This window comes from Agrobacterium larrymoorei (genome assembly GCF_030819275.1).
Lineage (GTDB): Bacteria > Pseudomonadota > Alphaproteobacteria > Rhizobiales > Rhizobiaceae > Agrobacterium > Agrobacterium larrymoorei_B.
Window position 1 is genome coordinate 2,856,616 of the sequence record NZ_JAUTBL010000002.1, and the last position, 19,661, is coordinate 2,876,276.

Here is a 19,661-nt window from a genome sequence, read left to right on the forward strand (position 1 = left end):
TAGCACGCCGTTATTGCTGCACAAGGGTTGACGCGAAGCGCGCAAACCGCTGAATTGGTTTGGAAATTAAAAGAGAAAGGCGACGGTACTCTATGACGGCCCGTACATTGCTTCTGGTTGATGACGACGACGATCTGCGCGACACCCTTGCCGAACAACTTTCGCCCTATGAAGAGTTCTCGCTTCTTACAGGTGCGAACGCCAATGCCGCCATCCAGACGGTGAAATCCACCCAGGTCGATCTGTTGATCATGGATGTGGGCCTGCCGGACATGGACGGGCGTGAGGCGGTGAAGCTGATGCGCAAGAGCGGCTTCAAGTCTCCCATCATCATGCTGACCGGACATGACACGGATTCCGACACGATCCTTGGTCTTGAGGCAGGCGCGAACGACTATGTGACGAAGCCATTTCGCTTTGCCGTGCTGCTTGCCCGTGTCCGCGCGCAACTGCGCCAATACGAGCAGAGCGAAGACGCGGTCTTCACAGTCGGCCCCTACCAGTTCAAGCCGAGCCAGAAGCTGTTGACGACGGAAGATGGCAAGAAAATCCGTCTGACGGAAAAGGAAGCGGCCATCATTCGCTACCTCTATCGCGCCGGTAGCGCCGTCGTCACACGCGACGTTCTGCTGGAAGAGGTCTGGGGCTACAATTCCGGCGTCACCACCCACACGCTGGAAACGCACGTCTATCGTCTCCGCCAAAAGATCGAGCGCGACCCCTCCAATGCCGAGATCCTCGTGACTGAAAACGGCGGCTACAAGATCGTTCCGTAAAAGGGCGATTTTCTTGATCGGCTCTTGTCTTGGAGTCCGCATTGGTCGAAAACGGGTTGAACCGCGCTGCCTCAAATCTCAGCGGCGCGGCGTCCGACTTGCATTTCCCAGGTGGATCAGCCCATGGCGTTGAATGACGATATCAAGCTTTTCGCGCAGGTGCCGCTGTTCCAGGGTTTCACCGAAGATCAGTTGCGACTGATTGCTTTTGGTGCTGAGCGACGGCGCATCGCCGAAGGGCATATGCTGTTTCGCCAACACTCTCCAGCCGAATGCGCCTTTGTCGTCTGCTACGGAAGCTTCGATCTGTGGACGGAAGAACGTGACGGCAAAAGAGAGGTTCAGGCGACGGCTGGCCGCGGCTGCCTTCTATCGGAACTGGCGCTTTTCACGCTATGCGAACGCAAGTTTACCGCAGTCGCACGGGAAGACTCCGAGGTCATCCGTATTACCCGCATCCTCTTCCATCGCATGATCGAGGAGTTTCCGGATGTTGCAGACGTCGTGTCCGATAGGATCCGCGGCAATATCGCAGCGCTGGCGACGAGCGCGGCTGCGATGCGCACCCGCTTCCTCTGATCTTTCTCCCGCTCAGAAATTGAAGTGAGCCGTTACCGGCACATGGTCGGAGGGGCGGTTCCAGCCGCGGGCTTCCTTCAGGATTTCGATCCGCTCGAGCGATGGACCGAGATCCTGCGATGACCAGATATGGTCCAGGCGACGGCCGCGATTGGCAGCCTCCCAATCCTTGGCGCGATAGCTCCACCAAGTGTAGATCTTTTCCGTTTCCGGCACGTTGAGCCGCATCAGGTCGAGCCAGTTGCCGCGCTTCATTACCTCCAACAGACCTTCCGTCTCGACAGGCGTATGACTGACGATCTTCAATAGCTGCTTATGTGACCAGACATCGTTTTCCAAAGGAGCGATATTCAGGTCGCCAACCAAAATCGAGGAGGTTCCCGGCACGCTATCAGCGCTCAGCACCTTCATCTCCTCGACGAAGTCGAGCTTGTGGCCGAATTTCGGATTGATCGACCGGTCTGGCTCGTCGCCCCCTGCCGGAACATAGAAGTTATGAAGGCGGATGCGGCGGCTACCGACCTGAACCAGAGCGGAGATATGGCGGGCATCCCCTACCCCGCAGTAATCCTGGCGATGATCTTCCGTCAGCGGCAGCTTCGAGGCGATGGCGACGCCGTGGTAGCCCTTCTGTCCATGAATGATGATGTGCTCATAGCCGAGCGCGCGCAGGGGTTTGAGCGGAAACTCGCCATTCGGGCACTTGGTCTCCTGCAGGCAGAGGATGTCAGGCTTGTAACGCACCAAGAACTGCTCGACGATCGGCATGCGCAGCCGCACCGAGTTGATGTTCCAGGTGGTTATCGAGAAAGTCATGCCTCACGCTCCGTCTAATGCAGCGAAAGCGCCGTGCGTCCTATTGGACGCACAAAGGACGCTTTACCTTTTGAACTGCGCATCGTGCTTTTCCAAAAATCGATTCCGATTTCAGGCCGATGCTGTAGAGGCAGGCTTATAACAAGAGGGCAGAAAACTGGAAACGCTTTCTGCTGTCTTAAGGTCAACCGCGTTTGCGGACTTCCTCGTAGTTGATGTTGAAGACCTTGTCGTCGAGGTTCACGCCCGTCTGGACGTTGAAGATCATGACCGTGGTGTCCTTGTTCTGCGCATCCGTGGTCGTCCACTGGCGAAGATCGAAGGTCTTCGGATCGAACATGAGGGTGATTGTCGAATCGCCGAAGATGCTCTTGTCACCAAGAACGATGGTGATCAGATCGGACTCTTCCTTGACGCTGCGAACCTTCTGGTTGCTCAGATCGATCTTGTCGGCCAGAAGCAGGCTGAGCGGTGTCTTGGACAGCGGATAGATATCCCAGGTCTTCAGCTTCATATTGCCGATCACGACGTTGCGGCCATCCGCAATGACGCGCATGGGCGACGGGTCTTCATAGTTGAAGCGAAGCTTGCCGGGACGCGAAATATAGAACTTGCCGCCTGTCTGTTCACCGCGCGGACCGAACTGAACGAACTCGCCCATCATCGTCTTCACCGAGGAGAAGTGGTTGGCGATCTTCTGCGCCGTCGCGCCGTCTCCTGCGCCCTGCGCCAAAGCGGCAATTGGCGAGAGCGCCACGGAGGCGGCCGCTGCCGAAAACAGCGTCATTACGCCTCGACGTGTCATGCTGCTCTCAAGGCCGGGATGCTGAGCGGAAACGACCGAGCGGGTATTCTTCATTCTGTTCTCCTTCATCGCATCCCATGTGCCGAAAAAACACGGCGGCTTCATGACATGGAGCGACGGCTATAACGCCGAAAGCACACGCCTGGTTGCGGTTACCGAACCGGCACCCAAGCAACTGGTATCAAAGACCAACTGGCGGTGGAGCGTTAGACAATTGGGAATCAATCATTCTCCGTCGGCACGAGAATTTCGCGCTTTCCGGCATGGTTGGCAGGCCCGATGATACCTTCCTGTTCCATCCTTTCGATCAGCGAGGCAGCGCGGTTATAACCGATGCCGAGCCTGCGCTGGACGTAAGAGGTCGAAGCCTTGCCATCGCGCAGAACGACGGCCACGGCCTGATCATATGGATCGTCGGATTCGGCCATGTTGCCGGTGCCGGCAGGACCGCCGCCATCCTCGTCCTCATCCTCTTCGGTGACCGCTTCGAGATAGTCTGGCGAGCCTTGGGTCTTGAGGTAGGAAACGATCTCTTCCACCTCATTATCCGACACAAAGGGACCGTGGACACGCTGGATGCGACCACCGCCTGCCATGTAGAGCATGTCGCCCATGCCGAGCAGCTGCTCCGCGCCCTGTTCGCCAAGGATGGTGCGGCTGTCGATCTTGGAGGTGACCTGGAAGGAAATGCGGGTGGGGAAGTTCGCCTTGATCGTGCCGGTGATGACATCGACAGACGGACGCTGCGTTGCCATAATGACGTGAATGCCAGCAGCACGCGCCATCTGCGCCAGACGCTGCACGGCACCCTCGATATCCTTGCCGGCGACCATCATCAGGTCCGCCATTTCGTCGATGATGACAACGATATAGGGCAGCGGCTTCAGATCGAATTCTTCCGTTTCATACATGGCCTCGCCGGTCTGGCGGTCGAAGCCGGTCTGCACGGTTCTCGTCAGCACTTCGCCCTTATCGAGCGCCTGCTGAACGCGGGTGTTGAAGCCATCGATGTTGCGAACACCGATCTTCGACATTTTCTTGTAGCGCTCTTCCATCTCCCGCACTGTCCATTTCAGCGCGACGACGGCCTTCTTGGGATCGGTGACGACGGGCGAGAGCAGATGCGGAATGCCGTCATAAATCGACAATTCGAGCATCTTCGGATCGATCATGATCAGGCGGCACTGTTCCGGCGTCATGCGGTAAACGAGCGACAGGATCATGGTGTTGATTGCGACCGACTTACCCGAACCGGTGGTACCGGCCACGAGAAGATGCGGCATCTTGGCCAGATCGGCGATGACGGCTTCGCCACCGATGGTCTTGCCAAGCGCCATCGGCAGCTTGGCCTTGCTGCTTTCGAAATCGCGCGAGCCAACCAGTTCGCGCAAGAACACCGTCTCGCGCGTGCGGTTCGGAAGCTCGATACCGATGGCATTGCGTCCGGGAACGACGGCCACACGGGCGGCAATCGCGCTCATCGAGCGGGCGATATCGTCCGCCAGACCGATGACGCGCGAGGACTTGATACCAGGCGCCGGTTCGAGCTCATAAAGCGTCACGACAGGACCAGGGCGCACATGGATGATCTCGCCCTTGACGCCGAAGTCTTCCAATACGCCTTCGAGGCGGCGGGCATTCTGCTCCAGAACGTCCGCATTCAGCGTGTTATCCTTGACGACATTCTTGGGCTCGGCCAGCAGATGGATCGACGGAACCTGGAAACCGTCGGGTGAAATGAAGGAGGTTTGCGCTTCGCGTGCGACCCGCTCGCTCGGCTTTGGCCGCGGAGGCGGTGCCGTGATACGCGTCGGGCTTCCCGGTGCCGGGCGCGCAGCAAAGGGCGCATCGCCGGAGAGAACACCATCGGGCAGGCTGTCCTCATCGTCAAAGGGCGGCTCGTCGAGATCATCACCATTGACGGATGGTGCCTGCCGGCGGGCACGCGCTTCCGCCCGTTCTTCGAAGGAAGGTTCTGCTCTTTCCAGACGGTTGATCGCGGTTTTCAGGCGCGACGGCTCATTCAATGTGCCGAATTCGTAATCGTTGAAGTCGTAGGGCTGCTCGAACTCGTTGGCGAGCGACTTGGGCTTCAAGCCGAAAATCCGCCGAAGCCGCGCCTGGCTGATGTACCAGTAGTGGGTAAGCGCGCCGAAAGCGAGGACGTTGGCGAAGAAGCCCTCGCCGTCGTCCTCATCATCCTCTTCGATCTCCTGAACCTTGCGGGCCTTGCTGGTGGTGGCAGCCTGTGGCGCGAAGGGCTCCTCCGCATCCTGGTCGAAGGCGCCGAGAAGTCCCGAAGCGACCAGCATCAGCCAGGCCGCAGGTACCGCCAGGATTGCCCCCAGAACGGTCGCCGCTGTGCCGGTCGGATAGGCACCGAGGAAGAGCGCGGGGAAGCGCAGGATCATATCGCCGATCACGCCGCCAATGCCGTTCGGCAGCGGCCATGTCTGAGGTGCCGGGAAACATCCAAGCGAGGCAGAGGCGATGAAGGCACCACCGATCCAGGCCATGAGGCGGGTCGGCATGCGAGTAAGTTTGCGGCCGGAAATCAGCACGAAGGCCCAGGACAGAATGGGCAACATGGCGATCAGTGACGACAGCCCAAGAAACTGCATCATAATATCGGCGAAGATCGCGCCGCTATGTCCGAGCAAATTGGTGGGCTCGTTGGAGGTCGCGTAGGAGAGGCTGGGGTCGGCGACATTCCAGGTCGCAAGTGCAGTCACGCCCAGCGCCAAGGCTGCCAGAACGGCAAAACCACACAGCGCCATGATCTGTCGCACGACGAATGCCGTCAGCACGAAGCGATTGTCGCGGCCCTCGAATGTCGGAGAATTCACTCTGCCCATATGTTGAACCTGTCGTCCTTAGTTTTTCCGGAGCTTCGTGACCGAAGCAGGGATGACAGGGCAAAATAGCGGCATGCTGGTTAATGCGGCATTAACCACGGCGAAACTCGTTTACCAAGATGAGTGCCTTAAAACGAAAAAACCCGGCGAGAGGATCGCCGGGGTTCGATGGTGAGAGGTGCGAGTGCGCAGAGCGCACCCACCCGATCTTAGTTGTGGTATGCGGCTTCGCCGTGGGACGCGAGGTCGAGACCTTCGCGTTCGGCTTCGACCGGCACACGCAGACCGACGATGATGTCGACGACCTTGTAGAGAATTGCGGAGCCGATACCCGTCCACAGGATGGTGATGACGACGGCTTGGATCTGAACCATCAACTGACCACCCATGGTCTGCTCGCCCGCATAGCCAACGCCACCAAGCGAGGCGCTTGCGAAGATGCCGGTCGCCAGAGCGCCGAACATGCCGCCAATGCCGTGAACGCCGAAGACGTCAGCCGTGTCGTCGTAACCGAACTTGTTCTTCACCACGGAGACGAAGAAGTAGCAAAGCGGGGAAACGATGATACCCATGACGATCGCACCCATCGGGCCGACGATACCAGCCGCAGGCGTGATGGCAACGAGACCAGCGATCATGCCGGAAGCCGCACCCAGCATGGAAGCCTTGCCGCGCGTAAAGCTTTCGACAACGCACCAGGAGAGAATGGCTGCCGCAGTGGCGATGAAGGTGTTGACGGTTGCGAGCATCGCGCCGCCGGAAGCTTCAAGGTTGGAACCGGAGTTGAAACCGAACCAGCCAACCCACAGCATGGCAGCGCCAACATAGGTCAACGTCATGGAATGCGGAGCCATCATGTCCTTGCCGTAGCCCGTACGCTTGCCGACCATGATCGCACCAATGAGACCGGCAACACCGGCATTGATGTGAACAACCGTGCCGCCAGCGAAATCAAGCGCGCCAAGACCGAAGAGGTAACCCTTGGCATCCCAGACCATGTGGGCGATCGGGAAGTAGACGAACGTCACCCAAAGCAGGCAGAAGAGAATGGAAGCCGAGAACTTGATGCGTTCGGCAAAGGCGCCGATGATCAGGGCCGGCGTGATGGCAGCAAACGTCATCTGGAACATCACGAAGATGTATTCCGGAATGACGACGCCCTGCGAGAAGGTCGCAGCCGTCGTATCCTTGGTGACACCGGCAAGGAAGAGCTTGGCAAAGCCGCCGAAGAAGGGGCTCTCGGAGCCGCCAAATGCGAAGGAATAGCCATAGACAACCCAGGCGATCATGACAGTGGCGGCGATGACCGTGCACTGCATGAGAACGGAGAGCATGTTCTTGGCGCGAACGAGACCGCCATAGAAGAGGCCAAGGCCTGGAACAGCCATGAACAGAACCAGGATGGTGCACAGGAACATGAAGGCGGTATCGCCCTTGTCCGGAACAGCTGCAGCGGCTGGAGCAGCACCATCCTGCGCAAATGCAATGACCGGCGCCAGGAGGGCTGCCGCACCGGCGCTAAGCGCGCTGAGTGTGGAAATTTTCTTGAAGTTCATAATCTGAGGACTCCCCTGTCAGCCGAGCTTAAAGCGCTTCTGTGTTCGTTTCGCCGGTGCGGATGCGCACTGCCTGTTCAATCGAGTAGACGAAAATCTTGCCGTCGCCGATCTGCCCCGTCTTGGCCGCGGATGCGATTGCATCGACTGCCTTTTCCACCACGTCGGACGCCACCGCGATCTCGATCTTCAGCTTCGGAAGAAAGCTGACCGCATATTCGGTACCGCGATAAATCTCGGTATGTCCCTTCTGACGTCCGTAACCCTTGACCTCGGTGACGGTCAGGCCCTGAATGCCGAGGGCGGTGAGAGCCTCGCGCACCTCATCCAGCTTGAACGGCTTGATAATGGCCATCACAATTTTCATCTGGTTTCCCATCCTTTGTTTGTGCTCGGCATGGAGCCGACTCTCCTTGCCGCTGGCAGATCAATAACAGCGACTGGCACTCTATATTCAAAGGGCGTGCCAGTTTGGGCACGCATATGATAAGTTATTGAAAAGTAACGATTATAAAAGATAAGGCCGCAAAACGGGCAATTGTTCGCACTTTAGGCGAACAATTTATGAGCGATTTTTAAAAATTGAACATTTTTTAGTCATTTGCCCGTTTGCGAATCAAGCCCTCTTGCGCCATCGAGGCGACAAGAACGCCATCGCGGGTAAACAAGCTGCCTCTGGTCAATCCGCGGGCACCAGACGCACTCGGGCTGTCCTGCGTATAGAGCAGCCAGTCTTCCAACTTGCACGGGCGGTGGAACCACATGGCGTGATCGAGGCTGGCCACTTGGATCGTCGGATCGAAGATGGTCGTTCCGTGGGCATAGAGCGATGTATCGAGCAGCGTCATGTCGGAAAGATAGGCGAGAACCGCTGCCTGATAATGCCTGTCATCCGGCACCTCACCCACGGCACGCACCCAGATATCCTGCTTCGGCTCAAGCTTTTCACGGGAGATGTAATGCGTGAGGGACACCGGGCGGATTTCGATCGGCCGCTTGTTCTCCCAATATTTGCGGATCGCGGGTGGCGCATTGGCAAGAAATGCCTCCTGCAACTGCGCCTCGCTCATCAGGCTTTCCGGCTGCGGCACGTTCGGAATCTGGCTCTGGTGATCGAAGCCGCCCTCCTCGATCTGGAACGAGGCCGACATGGCAAAGATCGCATGGCCATGCTGGATGGCAACGATGCGCCGCGTGGCAAAGCTGGCACCGTCGCGAATGCGATCGACCTGATAGATGATCGGCACGAGAGGATCGCCCGGTCTCATGAAATAGGCATGGAGCGAGTGGATGAAGCGGTCCGCATCCACCGTTCGCTGTGCCGCCATCAGTGCCTGCGCAATGACCTGACCGCCGAAGACACGCTGCCATCCGACCTGCGGGCTGGTGCCGCGGAAGAGATTTTCTTCAAGCTTTTCAAGATCAAGCGTGACAAGAAGATTTTCCATCGGGCTTGATGAATGAGAAGAATGCGACATTTCGGCATGCTCCGGCTGTATGAAGACGTGATGCGATGGTCTATAATGCCAAAAGACTATGCACAAGAACGCAAGGCGCAGGAGAAGACGCAATGCTCGATGTCGTGATTGCCGGAGGCGGATATGTGGGCCTGAGCGTTGCCGTCGCCATCAAGCAGGCGGCGCCGCATCTTGGCGTTCAGGTCATCGAGGCCGCGCCCGAAGACCTCTGGAAAAAGGACGTCCGCGCTTCCGCGATTATCGCCGCTGCCAGCCGTATGCTGGATGTCTTCGGCATCTGGCAGGAGCTGGAGCCGGAAGCCCAGCCGATCAACAAGATGATCGTCACGGATTCGCGCACGGCAGATCCCGTTCGCCCGGTATTCCTCACCTTCGACGGCGACGTGGCGGAAGGTCAGCCTTTTGCCCACATGGTGCCGAATGTCGCCATGGTCGGTGCTCTGCGCGGCCTGTGCGAGCGGCTCGGCATCGAAATCCGTCATGGCCTCAGCGTCACGGGTTTTTCTGCCGGTCCGCAAAGCAACGTGATTTCGCTCTCCGATGGCTCGTCGCTGGAAACGCGTCTGCTCGTCGCCTGCGATGGTGTGAAATCGGCGTTACGCGACATGGCAGGCATCAAGACCGTTCACTGGGCTTACGACCAGTCGGGCATCGTCACTACCGTCGAGCACGAACGACCGCACAATGGCTGCGCGGAAGAACATTTCCTTCCCTCCGGTCCCTTTGCGATCCTGCCACTCAAGGGCAACCGCTCGTCACTGGTCTGGACCGAGCGCACGGCGGATGCTGACAGCTTCGTCGCTTCCGACGATCTTATTTTCGAGGAAGAGCTGGAGCGGCGCTTCGGCCACAAGCTCGGACCCATTCGTCCCGTCGGTCCACGCCGCGCCTTCCCACTCGGCCTGACGCTTGCGCGCGCTTTCGTCGCGCCACGCATCGCGCTTGCCGGCGACGCGGCCCACGGCATACACCCCATCTCGGGGCAGGGTCTCAATCTCGGCTTCAAGGACGTGGCGGCGCTGGCGGAAACCGTCGTGGAGGCCGATCGCATCGGGCTTGATATCGGCTCGCTGAACGTGTTGGAGCGCTACCAGTCCTGGCGCCGCTTCGATACGGTGCGCATGGGTGTTACCACCGATGTATTGAACCGCCTGTTCTCCAATGATGTCGGGCCGATCCGCATCGCACGCGATTTCGGCCTTGGCCTCGTCGACCGCATTCCAGCGCTCAAATCCTACTTTATCGGCCAGGCGGCCGGAACTTCGGATCGGAATGGTCCGAGACTGCTGGCGGGACAACCTCTATAGCCGGCGTCGTTCTTTAGCATCACCTGATTCAGCATCTGGTATCTTTCCTTGCAGCGAAAGCCATATCTTGGCGTGAACAAAGGCTGAATCTGGCAGAGTCAGCGATTCGTCTCTGATTCGTTCTCAACCTGTTCCGAATCTTGCGACTTTGGCGTTTCTTGGCAAAAAAGCGGTTTTGGCCTGCTGATGAGACGGTCAAATAAAAGGCGATGCCGATGATAACCGCTTTCGTCCTTGCGTTTGGCCTTGTCGATTGCCATGTGTGGGGAGACTGAAATGCGGGCGCCCTCACGCCGTGTCCGAAGAGTAGCAGCATCGTCGTTTTCGCGGATAGTACGTTGAATTTTCGCCCCATGATCTTGAGCGGCCGCGGTGTAACGGCCGTTCTTGGACCGACAAATACCGGCAAGACCCACTATGCCATCGAAAGAATGGTGGCGCATGGAAGTGGCGTCATCGGTCTGCCGTTGCGCCTTCTGGCGCGCGAGGTCTATACGCGGCTGGTGGAAAAGGTGGGCGCCAACAATGTCGCGCTGATCACCGGCGAAGAGAAGATTTCCCCACCCCGCGCCAAATATTCCGTCTGCACCGTGGAGGCGATGCCGCGTGAAACCAATGCGGCCTTCGTCGCAATCGACGAAGTACAGCTCGCAGGCGACCTGGAGCGCGGCCACATCTTCACCGACCGCATCCTGCATCTTCGCGGCAAGGAAGAGACGCTGCTCTTGGGTGCTGGCACCATGCGGCCGATCCTCGAAAAGCTGCTGCCCGGCATCGTTATGGTGCAACGACCACGCCTGTCGCAGCTGTTCTATGCGGGATCGAAGAAGATCACCCGCCTGCCCCAGCGCACGGCGATCGTTGCCTTCTCTGCCGATGAGGTCTACGCGATTGCCGAACTGGTACGCCGTCAGCGCGGCGGTGCGGCGGTGGTTCTTGGCGCGCTGTCCCCGCGCACGCGTAACGCCCAGGTGGGCCTCTACCAGAATGGCGACGTCGAATATCTGGTCGCGACCGACGCCATCGGCATGGGTCTGAACCTCGATGTCGACCATGTGGCCTTCGCCCAGGATCGCAAATTCGACGGATACCAGTTTCGCAATCTCAACCCGGCTGAAATGGGTCAGATCGCCGGTCGTGCAGGGCGTCATTTGCGCGACGGCACCTTTGGGGTCACCGGTCGAGTCGATCCGTTGGACGACGAGTTGGTGGAACGCATCGAATCACATGAATTCGATCCGGTCAAAGTGCTGCAATGGCGCACGAAGAATTTCGATTTCTCGTCCATCAGAAATCTTCAGGCGAGCCTGGATGCGGCCCCCACGGTGCAGGGTCTGTCACGCGCCCTACCCGCCATTGACCAGCAGGCCCTGGAATATCTCGGGCGCTACCCGGAGATCATCGATGTCACCACGACTGCGGAGCGTGTCGAAAGGTTGTGGGAAGCCTGTGCTTTGCCGGATTATCGCCGCATCGCACCTGCACAACATGCCGATCTGATTTCGACGCTCTATTTCGATCTCGTCAAACGTGGCACGGTCAATGAGAATTTCATGGCCGAACAGGTACGCCGCGCCGACCGGACGGATGGTGAAATCGACACGCTCTCCGCCAGGATTGCGCAGATCAGAACATGGACGTATGTATCCAACCGCCCAGGATGGCTTGCCGATCCGACACACTGGCAAGAAAAGACACGGGAAATCGAGGATCGATTGTCCGATGCTCTACATGAAAGGTTGACGAAACGCTTTGTTGATCGCAGGACATCTGTGCTCATGAGGCGCCTAAGAGAGAATGCGATGCTTGAAGCTGAAATCAGTGTGAATGGTGATGTCTTCGTAGAAGGACATCATGTCGGTCAATTGGCGGGATTCCGGTTCACGCCGGTTTCGGGAACCGAAGGTCCAGATGCCAAGGCCGTCCAGGCGGCAGCGCAAAAGGCGCTCGCATTGGAGTATGAGGCGCGCGCCGCCCGTCTTCATGCCAGTGGCAATGGCGACCTTGCCATGAGCTCGGACGGTCTCGTCCGCTGGCTCGGTGAGCCCGTGGCGCGTCTGGCCGCCGGCGACAACATCATGAAGCCGCGCGTCATCATGCTGGCCGACGAGCAGCTGAGCGGCAACGCACGCGACCACGCGCTTGCCCGCATCGAGCGCTTCGTCAATCACCAGATTGCAACGGTTCTGAAGCCGCTCGACGATATCTCGCGCGCCGAAGACCTGCAGGGTCTCGCTAAGGGTCTGGCCTTCCAGCTGGTCGAAAATCTCGGCATCCTGTTCCGCCGCGACGTGGCCGATGAGGTCAAGACGCTCGATCAGGACGCACGCGCCTCCATGCGTCGCTACGGCATCCGTTTTGGCGCCTACCACGTTTTCCTCCCAGCGCTTCTGAAGCCGGCTCCCGCCGAACTCGTGACGTTGCTTTGGGCCTTGAAGAATGACGGGCTCGGCAAGCCGGGCTATGGCGATCTCATTCCGGTTCTGGCTGCCGGCCGCACCTCGGTCGTCACCGATCCCGGTTTCGAGCGCATGTTCTACAAGCTCGCCGGTTTCCGTTTCCTCGGCAAGCGCGCTGTGCGTATCGATATTCTCGAGCGTCTGGCCGATCTCATCCGTCCGCTGCTGCAGTGGAAGCCCGGCCAGCAGCCTCGCCCTGAAGGCGCCTATGACGGCCGCCGCTTCACCACCACGACGGCAATGCTGTCGATCCTCGGCGCGACGCTGGACGACATGGAAGAAATCCTGAAGGGTCTCGGCTATCGCGCCGATCAGGTCTCCGCAGAAGAGGCAGCCACCTTCCTCGCAAGCCACAGCGGCGTGCCCGCAAAGGCAGACGCAGCGGAAGCGGCACCAGCTGAAGAGGTTGCAAGTGACGATGCCGATGCGTCCGAACAGGAAGCCTCTGCCGAAGCGCCTGTAGAGGTAAAAGCCGAAGAGCCCCAATCTGAGCAAGCCAAGCCTGAAGAGGCAACGGCGGAAAACGCCGAGCCGAAGCCGGTTCTTCTGTGGCGCCCAGGTGGCCGCAACGACAACCAGCGCAGCGACAACCGGCGCCCGGGCAACCGCAATGCCGGCAACCGTGGTGAAGGCGAGCGTCGCGAAGGTGGCGAAGGTCGTCCCGGCAACCGCCAGAACGCCAATCGCGACGGTAACCGTGAGGGTGATCGCAAGCGCGAAGGCGGACGTCCGGACAACAAGGCACGCGGCAACAACAACCGTGGCGATCGTCCCGATCGCGGCGAGCGCAAGGACCGTCCGGAGCGCAATGATCGCGGCGGCAAGCCGCAGGGTCAGCAGCGTTTCGAAGCCAAGCCACCGCGCAAGGAAAAGCCGATGGACCCGGATTCGCCTTTCGCCAAGCTCGCTGCTCTCAAGGAGCAGCTGAAGAAGTAAGCCTATGGGTGATAAGGAACAGCCACTGGAAGCCGGGCGTCAGCGCCTCGACAAGTGGCTGTTCTTCGCCCGTATGGCAAAGTCCCGCTCGATTGCCCAGAGCTATATTCAGTCGGGCAATATCAAGGTCAATGGCGCGCCCGTGCGCCAATCCAGCCACATGGTCAAGACCGGTGACCGACTGGACATCGCCATTGAGCGAATGGACCGTATTCTCATCGTCAAGGCACCCGGCGAGCGCCGCGGGCCTTACGAAGAGGCCAAGCTCCTCTATGACGATCAGACCCCGCCCCGCGAACCCAAGGATCGCATGACCTTGCTTGAGCAGGCGGTGCGCCAGCCAGGCAGCGGTCGCCCGACCAAGAAGGAGCGCCGGGCGCTGGACAGGTTCATCTCCGATGCGGAGAACGGGCAGGATTAGAATAAACGACTATTTCGTTGCGTTTTTTCAGCATCGTTTGTCCTTGCTATCTTGTCACAAAGGCATTACCTGACTTGCGAAAATGCCCTGTCTGAATTCCGGGCGAAGGCTTGTGTTCGAAAGCCACTGACCCGGCCTGCATATTCTGGAGTTCTTCATGACATATGTCGTGACCGATAACTGCATTCGCTGCAAATACACCGATTGTGTTGAAGTCTGCCCCGTGGATTGCTTCTACGAAGGTGAAAACTTCCTCGCTATCAACCCCGACGAATGCATCGATTGCGGCGTGTGCGAGCCGGAATGTCCCGCCGAGGCGATCAAGCCCGATACCGAGCCGGGCCTCGACAAGTGGCTGAAGATCAATGCGGAATATGCTGCCATCTGGCCGAATATCACCGTCAAGCGCGACCCGCTTCCGGAAGCCAAGGAAATGGACGGCGTCGAAGGCAAACTCGACCTTTATTTCTCCGCCGAGCCCGGCAAGGGCGACTGAGAAAAGTCCGCTCAGCGCGAATCTAGAAAGCCTCCCGGCATCTGTCGCGGAGGCTTTTTCATGTCGTTCAAGTGAAGAAGAAGCTCAGCCGCCCCTGCCCGCCTGCAGCGTGGTCGCAAGCAGCGTCAGAAGCGCCACGCTCTCCTCCAGGCTTTGGCGCTGGCGGCTTTGCAGGATGGCCGACTGCAATCGGTTCATCTCTCTGGCGATCGCCGCTGGCTGCCATGTGCGCAGCGCGCGCTCGATGACCGGCTTGCGCCGAAAATGGATGCCGCGCCCGAGCGTCTGCATGACCTGGCCGGCCTGCAGCTTCTTCTCATCCATTTCGGCCCGCATCTGGTCGAGCAGCTGGAACTGGCGCAGGCACCCTTGCAGCACCAGGAAGATCGGCGTCTTTGACGAGATGATCTTTTGCGTCGCATGGAAAAAGGCGTTGCGGTCACCCTTCAAAATCGCATCGACAGCGTCATCGGCAGACACAGCACTGGCATCACCGATGATCGCGGCAACATCGTCTTCCTCGATGACATCCCGACCGCGGCAGTAGAGCGCGAGCTTCTTCACCTCGTTGCGCGAGGCGATGCGATCGCCGCCGAGAGATTCGATCAGCCGCTGGCGAGCTGCCGGTGTAATTCTCAAGTTTTCGTCGGCAAGCTCATGGTCGATGAGCGCGTTCAACGATCTGGCATCATCGGCATAGCAAGGGATTGCGGCGATGGCACGCGATGGCTCGGCGATCTTGCGCAGACCCGTGCCCTTTTTCAGGTCGCCTGCCTCGATGATAAGAAAGCTGGTTTCCGGCGGATTGTCAGCCAACACCTGGAGCGCATCGACCAGAGGCTTTTCATTGGCCGCACCCTTGACCCAGACGAGCTTTTCGCCACCGAAGAGGCCGATGGCATTCACCTCGTCCAGCAGCCGTCCAGGGTCGCCCTGAAGGTCTGTGACAGCAAGTTTCAGCGAGGCGAAGGCATCATTGGGGTCGATACCGGTCTTTGCTGCAATCGCCGCTGCACGTTCCGAGACCAAGCCACGATCCGGTCCGTAGAGAACGAAAATGCGAAAGCGCTCCGCCGGATTGTCGGCGAAGCGCTCGAATTCATGAGACTTGATTTCCGTCATGATCGCAGCTTATCGGCTGAGCGTGGCGGCGATGTCCGTACGGATGATCTCTGCCAGCTCGCGCGCCGCGCGGTTTTCACCATCACGGACCGCACGGATCTTGGCAAATTCCTGCTGTGGCAAATCGAGCATGGCGGTAACGGTACGCTTGGCCGACCGCAGCACCTGGCCATCCGACATGCGCGTCAGCACATATTGGCCGGTCATCGTCACGCGGCCCGGATAAGGGCCGTCATAGTTGCTCTTGCCAACCGACAGGCTGGTGTCGTTCGTCACCTCGGTGGAGCTGGCGCTGGACGTCACCACAAGCTTGACCTGGTAATCGGTCTTCACGGGCGCTCCCTCACCACCATAGGCGAGGAAGATCAGGTGGTTACGCACTTCCTGCGTGATCCGGTCGCTGGCGGGAGCGAAGCTGACAGAAGCGAGCTTCTCGCGCGTGCCCGATTCCACACTATAGAGCGGGCGAACCTGGCAGCCTGCAAGCGCTCCGGACAAAAAGACGACAGACACTGCGGCTGCTATGCGGCCCCATCTGGAATAGGCATCAAACAACAATGTTCACGATCCTTTGTGGAACCACGATGATCTTCTTCGGCTCTGAACCGGCAAGTGCCGCTTTGACGGCATCCAGTTCCAGCACGGCGGCGCGGACGGCATCTTGATCCGCATCGCGAGCGATTGTCAATTCGCCACGCTTCTTGCCATTGATCTGGATCGGCAGAACGACCTCGTTCTCCTCGACCAGCGCCGGCACGAAGACGGGCCATGCAGCCTGCGCCACGAGACCGGAATTGCCGAGAACCTTCCAGCATTCTTCCGCCAGATGCGGCGTCATCGGCGCGATCATGCGGATGAGGATTTCCACTGCGTCACGCGCCGCAGCCTTTACCTCATTGTCCTTGCCGCCATTGGCAACATCAGACAGCGGACCGGCCAGCGCGTTGACCAGTTCGTAGATGCGGGCAATGGCCTTGTTGAAGGCAAGTTTGTCCAGATCGTCCTGCACGGCCTTCAGCGTCTTGTGAGCCGCCTTGGAGATAGCCAGGCCCTCGCCTGCAGCCGCCGGTGCTGCATTGACAGCCTTCAGTTCGTCGGCGGCCTCGCCTATGATGCGCCAGACGCGCTGGACGAAACGATGTGCGCCTTCGACACCGGATTCCGACCAGATGACGTCACGGTCCGGCGGGCTATCGGACAGCACGAAGAAACGTGCGGTATCGGCGCCGTAAGAGGCAATGATATCGTCCGGATCGACCACGTTCTTCTTCGACTTCGACATCTTCTCGATGGAGCCGATGGAGACCTCTTCGCCGCTCTCCAGCATATAGGCGCGGCGCTTGCCGTCCACTTCCTCGATGCGGATGTCGGAGGGCACGATCCACTGGCCGTTCTGACCTTCGCCCAGACGGTAGGTCTCATGCACCACCATGCCCTGGGTGAAGAGGCCCTTGAAGGGCTCCTTCACGTCCACATGGCCGGTTTCCTTCATCGCGCGGGTGAAGAAGCGCGAATAGAGAAGATGCAGGATCGCGTGCTCGATGCCGCCAATATACTGATCGACCGGCAGCCAGCGATTGGCGACCTTAGGATCGGTCGGCTGGTCTTCCCAGGGCGCAGTAAAGCGGGTGAAGTACCAGCTGGAATCGACGAACGTATCCATCGTGTCGGTTTCGCGCCGTGCATCGTGACCGCATTGCGGGCAGGCGACATGACGCCAGGTGGGGTGGCGATCCAGCGGATTGCCGGGGACGTCGAATGTCACATCGTCGGGCAGCTTGACCGGCAGGTCCTTCTTCGGAACCGGCACGACGCCACACACTTCGCAATGGATGACCGGGATCGGGCAGCCCCAATAGCGCTGGCGCGAAATGCCCCAGTCGCGCAGGCGGAAATTCACCTTGCGCTCGGCCTGTGGAGCATTGCCCAGAACCTGCTGCGACAGCTTGGTCACGACGGCCTCGAAAGCGTCGGTCGTCTTCATGCCGTCCAGGAAGCGGGAATTGATCATCACGCCGTCATCGACATAGGCGGTATCGCCGACCGTGAAGCTCGCCGCATCGCCATCTTCCGGCATGACGACCGGAACGACGGGCAGGCCATATTTGCGGGCAAAATCCAGGTCGCGCTGATCGCCCGATGGGCAACCGAAAATCGCGCCGGTGCCGTAATCCATCAGCACGAAGTTGGCGATATAGACCGGCAGTTCCCAGGAAGGATCCAGCGGATGCACGACCTTGACGCCGGTATCCATACCGCGTTTCTCCGCCGTCTCCAGCGCAGCCAGAGACGTGCCCTGACGACGGCATTCGTCGCAGAACTCTGCAATCTCGGCGTTCTTTTCGGCCAGGGCTTTGGCCAGCGGATGGTCCGCAGCAATGGCCAGGAAGGATGCGCCGAACAGCGTGTCCGGACGCGTCGTGTAAACGGTAATGTCGTTGAAGCCTTCAGGCGCGGTTGCAGCGACTGTCTGCCAGCGCAGCGACAGGCCTTCCGACTTGCCGATCCAGTTTTTCTGCATCAGCCGGACCTTTTCCGGCCACTGATCCAGTTCGTCCAGCGAGTCCAGCAGATCCTGGCTAAAATCGGTGATGCGGAAGAACCACTGTGTCAGCTCGCGCTGCTCGACCAGCGCGCCGGAACGCCAGCCGCGACCGTCAATCACCTGCTCATTGGCCAGAACCGTGTGATCGACTGGGTCCCAGTTGACCTTGGACTGCTTGCGATAGACCAGGCCCTTCTGCATGAAGTCGATGAACAGCGACTGCTGGCGGTGGTAATAATCCACGTCGCAGGTCGCAAATTCACGGGTCCAGTCCAGCGACAGGCCCATGGACTTCAGCTGGCCGCGCATGGTGGCGATGTTCTGGTAGGTCCAGTCCTTCGGATGCACCTTGTTCTGCATGGCGGCATTTTCCGCCGGCATGCCGAAGGCATCCCATCCCATGGGATGCAGGACATTATAGCCGCGCGCACGCTTGTAGCGGGCAACCACGTCGCCCATCGCATAGTTGCGCACATGGCCCATATGGATGCGACCGGATGGGTACGGGAACATCTCGAGGACGTAATATTTCTCGCGGCTATCGCTATTGTCTGTCACGAAGACCTTGTCTTCGTTCCATTGCTGCTGCCAGCGCGGCTCGGCGTCGCGAGGATTATAACGTTCGATGGCCATACTTCTGAAATCCGGGTATCGAGGGGGTAATGCGCGCTGACCTTCACCATGAAACGACCGATGCGTCAAGTTTTGCAGGGCGTTAGGGGGCGCAAACTTGGAATACAGCGCTTAAATGGTGACAATCATGCTTGGCATCAAGCGTCACCAGCTTTAGGACGAGCAATCATCGTTTAAGATAGAACAGAGGCCTCCCATGGACATCGAAGCCCGTCTTGCCGACATCAAGGAGCGGATCGCCACCACAGCAGAGAAGGCGGGGCGAAAGCCAGCCGATGTCTCTCTGGTCGCCGTGTCGAAAACCTTTGACGGTGATGCCATCCAGCCGGTCATCGATTGCGGTCAGCGCGTCTTCGGCGAAAACCGCGTCCAGGAAGCGCAGGGCAAATGGCCGGCGCTGAAAGAGAAGACGCCGGATATCGAGCTTCATCTGATCGGTCCGCTGCAATCCAACAAGGCGGCCGATGCCGTGGCACTGTTCGACGTGATCGAAAGCGTCGATCGGGAGAAGATCGCCCGAGTGCTGGCGGAAGAATGTGCCAAGCAAGGCAGGCCACTTCGCTTCTATATTCAGGTGAATACCGGGCTGGAGCCGCAAAAGGCAGGCCTTGACCCACGCGAAACAGCAGCCTTCGTCACGCTCTGCCGCGACGAGCTGAAGCTTACGGTCGAAGGCCTGATGTGCATTCCACCAGCCGACGAGAATCCCGGTCCGCATTTTGCGCTGCTAGCAAAGCTCGCCAAGGAATCCGGCGTGGAAAAGCTCTCAATGGGCATGTCTGGCGATTTCGAAACGGCAATCGAGTTTGGTGCCACCAGCGTGCGCGTCGGCTCGGCCCTTTTTGGCGCACGCTGACGCCGATAACGAACCTCCAAA

The 19,661-nt window shown here is 59.2% G+C and carries 16 protein-coding genes; 7 read left to right on the forward strand and 9 right to left on the reverse strand.

Going from position 1 to position 19,661, the window contains the following annotated elements; translation table 11 throughout:
* Positions 1 to 92 precede the first annotated feature (92 nt).
* A complete protein-coding gene (locus QE408_RS22390; RefSeq protein ID WP_306934645.1) occupies positions 93 to 776 on the forward strand; it encodes a response regulator transcription factor in 684 nt (227 codons plus the stop codon).
* A 123-nt stretch (positions 777 to 899) separates the two neighbouring features.
* Positions 900 to 1,355: a cyclic nucleotide-binding domain-containing protein gene (locus QE408_RS22395; protein ID WP_306934646.1), complete on the forward strand. Its 456-nt coding sequence runs from the start codon at positions 900 to 902 to the stop codon at positions 1,353 to 1,355.
* A gap of 12 nt (positions 1,356 to 1,367) precedes the next feature.
* Here QE408_RS22395 and QE408_RS22400 read toward each other — a convergent pair whose 3' ends face one another.
* From QE408_RS22400 to tesB, 6 genes are all read right to left on the reverse strand, one after another.
* A complete protein-coding gene (locus QE408_RS22400) occupies positions 1,368 to 2,171 on the reverse strand; it encodes an exodeoxyribonuclease III (RefSeq protein ID WP_306934647.1) in 804 nt (267 codons plus the stop codon).
* A gap of 184 nt (positions 2,172 to 2,355) precedes the next feature.
* Positions 2,356 to 3,081: an outer membrane lipoprotein carrier protein LolA gene (locus QE408_RS22405; RefSeq protein WP_306934648.1), complete on the reverse strand. Its 726-nt coding sequence runs from the start codon at positions 3,079 to 3,081 to the stop codon at positions 2,356 to 2,358.
* A 116-nt stretch (positions 3,082 to 3,197) separates the two neighbouring features.
* Positions 3,198 to 5,831, reverse strand: a complete 2,634-nt coding sequence (locus QE408_RS22410) for a DNA translocase FtsK (protein ID WP_306934649.1) — start codon at positions 5,829 to 5,831, stop codon at positions 3,198 to 3,200.
* Positions 5,832 to 6,040: 209 nt separating this feature from the next.
* Positions 6,041 to 7,387: an ammonium transporter gene (locus QE408_RS22415; RefSeq protein WP_306934650.1), complete on the reverse strand. Its 1,347-nt coding sequence runs from the start codon at positions 7,385 to 7,387 to the stop codon at positions 6,041 to 6,043.
* A gap of 28 nt (positions 7,388 to 7,415) precedes the next feature.
* The gene (locus QE408_RS22420; RefSeq protein ID WP_062424736.1) at positions 7,416 to 7,766 is read right to left on the reverse strand and encodes a P-II family nitrogen regulator; all 351 of its coding nucleotides are present in this window, start codon (positions 7,764 to 7,766) and stop codon (positions 7,416 to 7,418) included.
* Between the two features lie 214 nt (positions 7,767 to 7,980).
* Positions 7,981 to 8,865 (reverse strand): acyl-CoA thioesterase II, encoded by an 885-nt coding sequence (gene tesB, locus QE408_RS22425; RefSeq protein WP_306934651.1) that lies wholly within the window; start codon positions 8,863 to 8,865, stop codon positions 7,981 to 7,983.
* Positions 8,866 to 8,957: 92 nt separating this feature from the next.
* Between tesB and QE408_RS22430 the strand changes: the two genes are divergently transcribed.
* The 4 genes from QE408_RS22430 (at position 8,958) to fdxA (ending at position 14,484) form a co-directional block, all read left to right on the forward strand.
* Entirely contained in the window at positions 8,958 to 10,172 is a 1,215-nt protein-coding gene (locus QE408_RS22430; RefSeq protein ID WP_306934652.1) for a ubiquinone biosynthesis hydroxylase, read from the forward strand.
* 353 nt (positions 10,173 to 10,525) lie between these two features.
* The gene (locus QE408_RS22435; protein WP_306934943.1) at positions 10,526 to 13,567 is read left to right on the forward strand and encodes a helicase-related protein; all 3,042 of its coding nucleotides are present in this window, start codon (positions 10,526 to 10,528) and stop codon (positions 13,565 to 13,567) included.
* 4 nt (positions 13,568 to 13,571) lie between these two features.
* Positions 13,572 to 13,988 (forward strand): RNA-binding S4 domain-containing protein, encoded by a 417-nt coding sequence (locus QE408_RS22440; protein WP_306934653.1) that lies wholly within the window; start codon positions 13,572 to 13,574, stop codon positions 13,986 to 13,988.
* A gap of 157 nt (positions 13,989 to 14,145) precedes the next feature.
* Positions 14,146 to 14,484 carry a ferredoxin FdxA gene (fdxA, locus tag QE408_RS22445; protein ID WP_062444698.1) on the forward strand — a complete coding sequence of 113 codons (339 nt, stop codon included), beginning with the start codon at positions 14,146 to 14,148 and terminating at the stop codon, positions 14,482 to 14,484.
* Positions 14,485 to 14,568: 84 nt separating this feature from the next.
* Here fdxA and holA read toward each other — a convergent pair whose 3' ends face one another.
* From holA to leuS, 3 genes are read right to left on the reverse strand one after another with little or no spacing between them, the layout of a single operon-like run.
* Complete coding sequence (gene holA, locus QE408_RS22450) at positions 14,569 to 15,606, reverse strand: DNA polymerase III subunit delta (RefSeq protein WP_306934654.1); 1,038 nt, start codon at positions 15,604 to 15,606, stop codon at positions 14,569 to 14,571.
* A gap of 9 nt (positions 15,607 to 15,615) precedes the next feature.
* Positions 15,616 to 16,161 (reverse strand): LPS assembly lipoprotein LptE, encoded by a 546-nt coding sequence (lptE, locus tag QE408_RS22455; protein ID WP_373465596.1) that lies wholly within the window; start codon positions 16,159 to 16,161, stop codon positions 15,616 to 15,618.
* The gene (gene leuS, locus QE408_RS22460) at positions 16,154 to 18,784 is read right to left on the reverse strand and encodes a leucine--tRNA ligase (RefSeq protein WP_306934656.1); all 2,631 of its coding nucleotides are present in this window, start codon (positions 18,782 to 18,784) and stop codon (positions 16,154 to 16,156) included. Before leuS ends, lptE begins: the two co-directional genes overlap by 8 nt.
* 196 nt (positions 18,785 to 18,980) lie before the next feature.
* Here leuS and QE408_RS22465 point away from each other — a divergent pair, with 196 nt between their 5' ends.
* Positions 18,981 to 19,640: a YggS family pyridoxal phosphate-dependent enzyme gene (locus QE408_RS22465; RefSeq protein WP_306934657.1), complete on the forward strand. Its 660-nt coding sequence runs from the start codon at positions 18,981 to 18,983 to the stop codon at positions 19,638 to 19,640.
* Positions 19,641 to 19,661: the final 21 nt, after the last annotated feature.

What these genes read in the sequence shown, in the direction of transcription:
- tesB (WP_306934651.1), bottom strand. Translation starts at nt 8,865, where the DNA reads ATGTCGCATTCTTCTCATTCATCAAGCCCGATGGAAAATCTTCTTGTC.
- holA (WP_306934654.1), bottom strand. Translation starts at nt 15,606, where the DNA reads ATGACGGAAATCAAGTCTCATGAATTCGAGCGCTTCGCCGACAATCCG.
- QE408_RS22405 (WP_306934648.1), bottom strand. Translation starts at nt 3,081, where the DNA reads ATGAAGCCGCCGTGTTTTTTCGGCACATGGGATGCGATGAAGGAGAAC.
- QE408_RS22430 (WP_306934652.1), top strand. Translation starts at nt 8,958, where the DNA reads ATGCTCGATGTCGTGATTGCCGGAGGCGGATATGTGGGCCTGAGCGTT.
- fdxA (WP_062444698.1), top strand. Translation starts at nt 14,146, where the DNA reads ATGACATATGTCGTGACCGATAACTGCATTCGCTGCAAATACACCGAT.
- QE408_RS22410 (WP_306934649.1), bottom strand. Translation starts at nt 5,831, where the DNA reads ATGGGCAGAGTGAATTCTCCGACATTCGAGGGCCGCGACAATCGCTTC.
- QE408_RS22395 (WP_306934646.1), top strand. Translation starts at nt 900, where the DNA reads ATGGCGTTGAATGACGATATCAAGCTTTTCGCGCAGGTGCCGCTGTTC.
- leuS (WP_306934656.1), bottom strand. Translation starts at nt 18,784, where the DNA reads ATGGCCATCGAACGTTATAATCCTCGCGACGCCGAGCCGCGCTGGCAG.
- QE408_RS22465 (WP_306934657.1), top strand. Translation starts at nt 18,981, where the DNA reads ATGGACATCGAAGCCCGTCTTGCCGACATCAAGGAGCGGATCGCCACC.
- QE408_RS22415 (WP_306934650.1), bottom strand. Translation starts at nt 7,387, where the DNA reads ATGAACTTCAAGAAAATTTCCACACTCAGCGCGCTTAGCGCCGGTGCG.
- QE408_RS22435 (WP_306934943.1), top strand. Translation starts at nt 10,526, where the DNA reads ATGATCTTGAGCGGCCGCGGTGTAACGGCCGTTCTTGGACCGACAAAT.
- QE408_RS22400 (WP_306934647.1), bottom strand. Translation starts at nt 2,171, where the DNA reads ATGACTTTCTCGATAACCACCTGGAACATCAACTCGGTGCGGCTGCGC.
- QE408_RS22390 (WP_306934645.1), top strand. Translation starts at nt 93, where the DNA reads ATGACGGCCCGTACATTGCTTCTGGTTGATGACGACGACGATCTGCGC.
- QE408_RS22420 (WP_062424736.1), bottom strand. Translation starts at nt 7,766, where the DNA reads ATGGGAAACCAGATGAAAATTGTGATGGCCATTATCAAGCCGTTCAAG.
- QE408_RS22440 (WP_306934653.1), top strand. Translation starts at nt 13,572, where the DNA reads ATGGGTGATAAGGAACAGCCACTGGAAGCCGGGCGTCAGCGCCTCGAC.